The organism is Pseudomonas sp. FYR_2, from assembly GCF_043106425.1.
Lineage (GTDB): Bacteria > Pseudomonadota > Gammaproteobacteria > Pseudomonadales > Pseudomonadaceae > Aquipseudomonas > Aquipseudomonas monteilii.
The window spans coordinates 251,976-258,691 of sequence record NZ_JBICMM010000015.1 but is presented as its reverse complement, the minus strand read 5'-3'; the positions used below and the strand labels follow the sequence as shown (position 1 = coordinate 258,691).

Sequence of the window (6,716 nt, the reverse complement as noted above, 5' to 3'; positions counted from 1 at the left end):
ATAGAGTTCTTTCAGGGCCGCTCGGCCGCCGAGTTTTCCTCTGCCACCGGCGTCCCCCGCCCAGCCTCCTGGCGCCACTGCAGGGCAATCAGGATCAGCGTAGGCACACCCAGCAATGCGGTAATCAGGAAGAAGTCGTGGTAACCAAACTTCTCGACCATGACCCCCGAATACCCGCCGATCAACCTTGGCAACAACAGCATGATCGAACTGAGCAGCGCGTACTGGGTCGCCGAGAACTTCAGGTTGGTCAGGCTCGACAGGTAGGCGACGAAGGCCGACGTGGCCATGCCGGAGCTGAAGTTGTCCAGCGAGATGGTCACCACCAGCATTTCCAGGTTCGGGCCCATGTCGGCCAGCATCAGGAACAGGATGTTGGTGCCGGCCGAAGCTACGCCGCCGATGAACAGGATCGGCATGATGCCGAAGCGCACGATCAGCAGCCCGCCGACCCCGGCGCCGACCAGGGTCATGATCAGGCCGAAGATCTTGCTGACGCTGGCGATCTGGTCCTTGGTGAAGCCCATGTCGATGTAAAACACGTTGGCCATCACACCCATCACCGTGTCCGACATGCGATAGGTGGCGATCAGGCCGAGCAGCAGCAGCGCCTGCCAGCGGTAGCGGGTGATGAAGTCGTTGACTGGCGTCAGCACCGGGGCCAAGCCGCGACGGCCAAGGCTCGACAAGCACGCCCAGGTCAGCAGTACATAAAGGATCAGGCGCAGGAACGCACGGTCTTCCAATAGCAGGTCAAGCGGCGTGGCATCACCGGAAATGACGCTGGACCAGCCGGTATTGAACATCTGGGTAAAGCTGGCCGGTACCGACACCAGCAGGATGATCAGCACGAACACTGAGGCCATCTGGTGCACCAAGCCGTAGCGCGCTGCCGACAGCTGGGTGCGCAAGGGCACCGGCGGTTCGCGCATGACCAGGGTCGTGAACAGGGCGGGCAGCATCATGACCCCGAACATCACATAGGTGCCGGCCCAGGCCTTGTGCAGGTAGCTGAAACCGGTGGAGCCGAACCACTCGGCGAAGAACAGGGCGCCGGCCGTGGCGAGCAGGGCGGCCACCCGGTAGCCAGCCATGTAACTGGCAGCTAGCGCGGCCTGGCGTTGATCGTCAGCGATTTCCAGGCGGTAGGCGTCGACAGCAATGTCCTGGGTAGCCGATGCGAAGGCCACCAGCACGGCCATGGCGATCAGCCACGACAGGTGCTGTTGCGGGTCGCACAGGCTCATGCCGACCAGGCCGATGACCACCAGCGCTTGCGACAACAGCAGCCACGAACGACGTCGACCCAGGCCACCCAACAGGGGCAGGCGCCATTGGTCGAGCAGCGGTGACCACACCCACTTGAAGGCGTAGGCCAGGCCGATCAGGCTGGCGTAGCCGATGGTCTCGCGGGCAACACCGGCTTCGCGCAACCACACGGACAGGGTGGAGAACACCAGCATGTAGGGCAGGCCGGCGGCAAAGCCAAGCAGCAAAAGTACCAAGGTTGACGGGCTGGCATAGGCAGCAAGCGCAGCGCGCCAGGTTTTACGGGGCATGGGCCAACATCTGCCTCAAGTTTGCGAAAACAAAGCGCGCACTCTAACCGCTGTGCTCCATTGGGCGCCAGCCATGGCGCGTCATATCCACACGATTGTTGGTTACATTCACACCTTCCGCGCGTAATCGCGCCCGTTGTTCATCCCCTGACGGGGTACCCAATGCCAGGCTCAGCCGGCCGCCTGCGCCGAGCACTCGGTGCCAGGGCAGGCGGGTGTCCGCAGGCAACTGCCCGAGGGTGCGCCCGACCCACCGTGCTGCACGGCCAAGGCCCGCCAGCTCGGCCAGTTGGCCATAGCTCACCACCTTGCCGGAAGGCACCTGGCCCAGCACTGAATATAGCGCCGTTCGTCGGCCCTCGGCGGATTCGAGCGCAGGCTGATCTACATCAGACATCACGCCCCCGTTGGGCTGCAGATGAAACCGGACAGGTGGTCCGGCAAATGAGAGTTGAACTCAACGGCATACGCTTGGTCTGTCCTTGCTCTGGTCGTCGGTATCTGGATAATGCCCGGCTTTTTTCGTCAAATCGAACCCGTAGTCCGCTTATGTATTCTAGATCCCTGTTGTGCTTGCTAGCTGCTTCCGTGTGCGCCGCCCCGGTGTTCGCCGACACCGTGTGGATGAAGAACGGTGACCGCCTCAGCGGCAAGATCAAAGTGTTCGACGGCGGCAAGCTGCTGCTGGAAACCCCTTATGGCGGGTCCATCGCGCTGGACTGGAAAGAGGTCCAGACCCTGGAGAGTGACCAGGAGATGCTGGTCAAGCAGGACGCCTACACCGGGGAAAAGGCCAAGTCGCTGAAAGCGGCCGAGCCTGGCAAAGTCACCTTGGCCAATGGCGAAGCGCCCAAGACCGTGGAACTGGCCAGCATCGAGCAGATCATGAAGCCCAGGCCGCTGGTCGAAGACTTCGTGTGGAAGGGCAACGTGGACGTGGCCCTGGATTACAAGCGCGCCGAGAACGACACCGACGATTACGATGTCGGCTTCAAGACCACCGCCCGCCACGGCCGCTGGCGGCACAACGCCGAAGGCGAATACAACCGCGAGAGCAAGGACGACGTCACCACCACCGATAACTGGAGCGCCGAGTACGCGCTGGACCGCTTCATGACCGAGAAGTGGTTCTGGCAGGGCCGAGCGGAGTACAAGCGAGACCGTATCGAAGACCTGGCCCGCCAGCGCACGGTCGGTACCGGCCCGGGTTATCAGTTCTGGGACAACGAGCTGGGCGCATTCTCGCTGGGTTCGTTGATCAACCGCACCGACTTCGAATACCAGGACGGCGCCAAGGACAACTTCTACTCTGCGGCGGTGAAGTGGGACTACACCCGCTACCTGATCGGCAAGAACGTGCAACTGTTCACCAACGGCGAATTTGCCAAGCCGCTGGGGGGCGTGGCCGATTACTCGCTGGATGCCGAAGTTGGCTTGCGCTACAAAGTTACCGAATGGGCCTCGCTCAACCTCAAGGCGGAGAAGGACATCATCACCGGCACCCGCGACAGTGATCTGGACAAGACCCGCTATACCGCAGGCTTCGGCGTGACCTGGTAAATCTTCGGGGGCGATTGGGCTGCGCAGCAGCCCCATTGGCACTGAAACTGATAATGCTTATCTTGTCCCCATCCAGTCCGTTGCCAGGAGCCATCCCCAAGTGAGTACCAACGCCCTCCGCCCCGCCCGGGAACTGCTCCTCAAAGAGTACCGTGGCGTGCTCTCGACCCATTCCAAGTCGATGCCCGGTTTCCCCTTTGGTTCGGTCGTGCCGTACTGCCTGGACGCCCACGGCAATCCATTGATTCTCATCAGCCGCATCGCCCAGCACACCCACAACCTGCAGAAAGACCCCAAGTGCTCGCTGCTGGTAGGTGAGCGCGAGGCCGAAGATGTGCAGGCTGTGGGGCGTCTGACCGTGATGGCCGAGGCGCACAAGTTGGTCGACGAAGCGGCTGTCGAGGCGGCTGCCGAACGCTATTACCGCTATTTCCCGAACGCTGCCAACTATCACAAGGCTCACGATTTCGACTTCTGGGTCCTGCAGCCGGTGCGCCATCGCTACATTGGCGGCTTCGGCGCGATCCACTGGCTCGACCAGGTAACCTTGGCCAACCCGTTCGCCGGCAAGGCCGAGTCGAGCATGGTCGAGCACATGAACAGTGACCACGCCAATGCCATCGCCCACTACGTGGAGCTGACCGACCTGCCACGCCATACCCCGGCGCAGATGGTGGGGGTAGACAGCGAAGGCATGCACTTGCGCATCGGCCAGGCGGTGCACTGGTTGCCGTTCCCAAGTACTTGCAACACGCCGACACAAGTCCGCGAAGCCTTGGTGCTGCTGGCGCGCGCGGACCAGTGGCCGGCTGTGGAGCAGGCAGAGGGTTGAAAAAGCGAGCACCCGCATCCATCTGTAGGTCCTACAGGAAGGTTCTCTTCCGACGAGGAATGCTTTGATGCGTGCTTTTCTACTGTTGCTTCTGCTGTTTCCCGTGCTGGAGCTGTTCGTCTTCGTGAAGGTCAGCGCGGCCATCGGGTTCTTCCCGGCGCTGCTGCTGATCATCGCCGGCTCCGCCCTGGGTGTGCTGGTGATGCGCGTGGCCGGCCTGGCCACCGCACTGCGTGCCCGTGAAAGCCTGCAACGCGGCGAGCTGCCTGCCGAGGACATGTTCCAGGGCATGATGTTGGCCGTGGGTGGTGGCCTGCTGCTGCTGCCGGGTTTCATCAGCGACGTGCTGGGCCTGCTGTGCCTGCTGCCGTTCACCCGCCATCTGGCTGCGCGCAAGATGCGCGAGCGTGCCGAGGCCCAGGCCATGCGCCAGCGTGCGTTTCAGGACGACCCGTTCCAGGCGCAGCCGCGTGACGGTGGCCACCGGCCGAACGTGATCGAAGGCGAGTACGAGCGCCGCGACAAGTGATACCCCCGGGGCCGCACACGCGGCCCCGGTGTTTTTCAGCCTCAAGAAAAATTTTGTATATCAAGCCTTGTAATTGAATATGGCGGCCTCATGTATGTGGTCACCGCAAGGTTTCTGGTGGCAACGCCAGACATGACTCAGGTGGTTCGCCCAATGCGGGCCACCTCCCGGCAACGCCGGACAGCATCAACCCGCCGGTGTCGACACCGGCCGATGAAAACCACAATTTGGGAGAGATCGACAATGAAGCTTCGTCCTCTGCATGACCGCGTCGTTATCCGTCGCAGCGAAGAAGAATCGAAAACCGCTGGCGGTATCGTCCTGCCGGGTTCGGCCGCTGAAAAACCAAACCGCGGCGAAGTCGTTGCCGTCGGCACTGGTCGCATCCTGGACAACGGCGAAGTTCGCGCGCTGGCCGTGAAAGTGGGTGACAAAGTGGTTTTCGGCCCTTACTCGGGCAGCAACACCGTGAAAGTCGATGGCGAAGACCTGCTGGTCATGGCCGAGAACGAAATCCTCGCCGTTATCGAAGGCTGATTTCCCCGACTTCCCGTTACTCCAAAGAATTCCAAGGATTAAACGATCATGGCTGCTAAAGACGTAAAATTCGGCGATTCCGCTCGTAAGAAAATGCTGGTTGGTGTCAACGTTCTGGCTGACGCGGTAAAAGCGACCCTGGGCCCGAAAGGCCGTAACGTGGTATTGGCCAAGAGCTTCGGCGCGCCAACCATCACCAAGGACGGCGTTTCCGTCGCCAAAGAAATCGAGCTGAAAGACGCCTTCGAAAACATGGGCGCCCAGCTGGTCAAGGAAGTTGCTTCCAAGGCCAACGATGCTGCCGGTGACGGCACCACCACCGCTACCGTTCTGGCTCAGGCCATCGTCAACGAAGGCCTGAAAGCCGTCGCTGCCGGCATGAACCCGATGGACCTGAAGCGCGGTATCGACAAGGCCACTGCTGCCGTTGTTGCCGAGCTGAAGAACCTGTCCAAGCCATGCGCCGACTCCAAGGCCATCGCCCAGGTGGGTACCATCTCCGCCAACTCCGACAACTCCATCGGTGAAATCATCGCCGAAGCCATGGAAAAAGTCGGTAAAGAAGGTGTGATCACCGTTGAAGAAGGCTCGGGCCTGGAAAACGAACTGTCCGTCGTAGAAGGCATGCAGTTCGACCGTGGCTACCTGTCGCCATACTTCGTCAACAAGCCGGACACCATGGTTGCCGAGCTGGAAGGCCCGCTGCTGCTGCTGGTCGACAAGAAGATCTCCAACATCCGTGAGCTGCTGCCAGTGCTGGAAGCCGTTGCCAAGGCCGGTCGCCCACTGCTGATCGTTGCCGAGGACGTTGAAGGCGAAGCGCTGGCTACCCTGGTAGTCAACAACATGCGCGGCATCGTCAAGGTTGCTGCGGTCAAGGCCCCAGGCTTTGGTGACCGTCGCAAGGCCATGCTGCAGGACATCGCTGTCCTGACTGGCGGCCAGGTCATCTCCGAAGAAATCGGCCTGTCCCTGGAAACCGCTACCCTGGAGCACCTGGGTAACGCCAAGCGCGTGATCCTGTCCAAGGAAAACACCACCATCATCGACGGCGCTGGCGCCGACACCGAGATCGAAGCACGCGTCAAGCAGATCCGTGCCCAGATCGAAGAAACCTCGTCGGACTACGACCGTGAGAAGCTGCAAGAGCGTCTGGCCAAGCTGGCTGGCGGTGTTGCCGTGATCAAGGTCGGTGCTGGCACCGAAGTTGAAATGAAAGAGAAGAAAGCCCGCGTTGAAGACGCCCTGCACGCTACCCGTGCAGCCGTTGAAGAAGGCGTGGTGCCTGGCGGTGGTGTTGCCCTGGTTCGCGCCCTGGCGGCCATTGCCGACCTGAAAGGCGACAACGAAGACCAGAACGTCGGTATCGCCCTGCTGCGTCGCGCTGTTGAAGCCCCGCTGCGTCAGATCACTGCCAACGCCGGCGACGAGCCAAGCGTTGTGGCCGACAAGGTCAAGCAAGGTTCGGGTAACTTCGGTTACAACGCTGCTACCGGCGAATACGGCGACATGATCGAGATGGGCATCCTGGACCCAGCCAAGGTCACCCGTTCGGCCCTGCAAGCTGCTGCTTCGATTGGCGGTCTGATGATCACCACCGAAGCCATGGTTGCTGACCTGCCAGAAGACAAGCCAGCTGCTGGCATGCCTGACATGGGCGGCATGGGTGGCATGGGCGGCATGATGTAAGCCAGCCTTA

General features: G+C 61.4%; 7 protein-coding genes. 5 read left to right on the top strand and 2 right to left on the bottom strand.

Annotated features, from left to right (window positions below; translation table 11 throughout):
• Window positions 1-11: 11 nt before the first annotated feature.
• Window positions 12-1,559, bottom strand: a complete 1,548-nt coding sequence (locus tag ACF8R4_RS06025; RefSeq protein WP_060498013.1) for an AmpG family muropeptide MFS transporter — start codon at window positions 1,557-1,559, stop codon at window positions 12-14.
• Between the two features lie 43 nt (window positions 1,560-1,602).
• Window positions 1,603-1,956: an MGMT family protein gene (locus ACF8R4_RS06020; RefSeq protein ID WP_156868255.1), complete on the bottom strand. Its 354-nt coding sequence runs from the start codon at window positions 1,954-1,956 to the stop codon at window positions 1,603-1,605.
• A gap of 152 nt (window positions 1,957-2,108) precedes the next feature.
• On the opposite strand from ACF8R4_RS06020, the gene ACF8R4_RS06015 reads away from it, so the two are divergent.
• The 5 genes from ACF8R4_RS06015 to groL all read left to right on the top strand — a co-directional run bounded on the left by ACF8R4_RS06015 (window position 2,109) and on the right by groL (window position 6,706).
• Window positions 2,109-3,119 carry a DUF481 domain-containing protein gene (locus ACF8R4_RS06015; protein WP_060498011.1) on the top strand — a complete coding sequence of 337 codons (1,011 nt, stop codon included), beginning with the start codon at window positions 2,109-2,111 and terminating at the stop codon, window positions 3,117-3,119.
• Window positions 3,120-3,219: 100 nt separating this feature from the next.
• Entirely contained in the window at window positions 3,220-3,951 is a 732-nt protein-coding gene (locus ACF8R4_RS06010) for a HugZ family protein (RefSeq protein ID WP_060498010.1), read from the top strand.
• A 67-nt stretch (window positions 3,952-4,018) separates the two neighbouring features.
• Entirely contained in the window at window positions 4,019-4,480 is a 462-nt protein-coding gene (locus ACF8R4_RS06005) for an FxsA family protein (RefSeq protein ID WP_060498009.1), read from the top strand.
• Between the two features lie 243 nt (window positions 4,481-4,723).
• A complete protein-coding gene (locus tag ACF8R4_RS06000) occupies window positions 4,724-5,017 on the top strand; it encodes a co-chaperone GroES (RefSeq protein WP_003260750.1) in 294 nt (97 codons plus the stop codon).
• Window positions 5,018-5,065: 48 nt separating this feature from the next.
• Window positions 5,066-6,706 carry a chaperonin GroEL gene (groL, locus tag ACF8R4_RS05995; RefSeq protein ID WP_060498008.1) on the top strand — a complete coding sequence of 547 codons (1,641 nt, stop codon included), beginning with the start codon at window positions 5,066-5,068 and terminating at the stop codon, window positions 6,704-6,706.
• Window positions 6,707-6,716: the final 10 nt, after the last annotated feature.

Bases quoted from the DNA above. Each gene is read 5' to 3' on its own strand.
- ACF8R4_RS06015 (WP_060498011.1), top strand. From the start codon at position 2,109: ATGTATTCTAGATCCCTGTTGTGCTTGCTAGCTGCTTCCGTGTGCGCC.
- ACF8R4_RS06000 (WP_003260750.1), top strand. From the start codon at position 4,724: ATGAAGCTTCGTCCTCTGCATGACCGCGTCGTTATCCGTCGCAGCGAA.
- groL (WP_060498008.1), top strand. From the start codon at position 5,066: ATGGCTGCTAAAGACGTAAAATTCGGCGATTCCGCTCGTAAGAAAATG.
- ACF8R4_RS06025 (WP_060498013.1), bottom strand. From the start codon at position 1,559: ATGCCCCGTAAAACCTGGCGCGCTGCGCTTGCTGCCTATGCCAGCCCG.
- ACF8R4_RS06005 (WP_060498009.1), top strand. From the start codon at position 4,019: ATGCGTGCTTTTCTACTGTTGCTTCTGCTGTTTCCCGTGCTGGAGCTG.
- ACF8R4_RS06020 (WP_156868255.1), bottom strand. From the start codon at position 1,956: ATGTCTGATGTAGATCAGCCTGCGCTCGAATCCGCCGAGGGCCGACGA.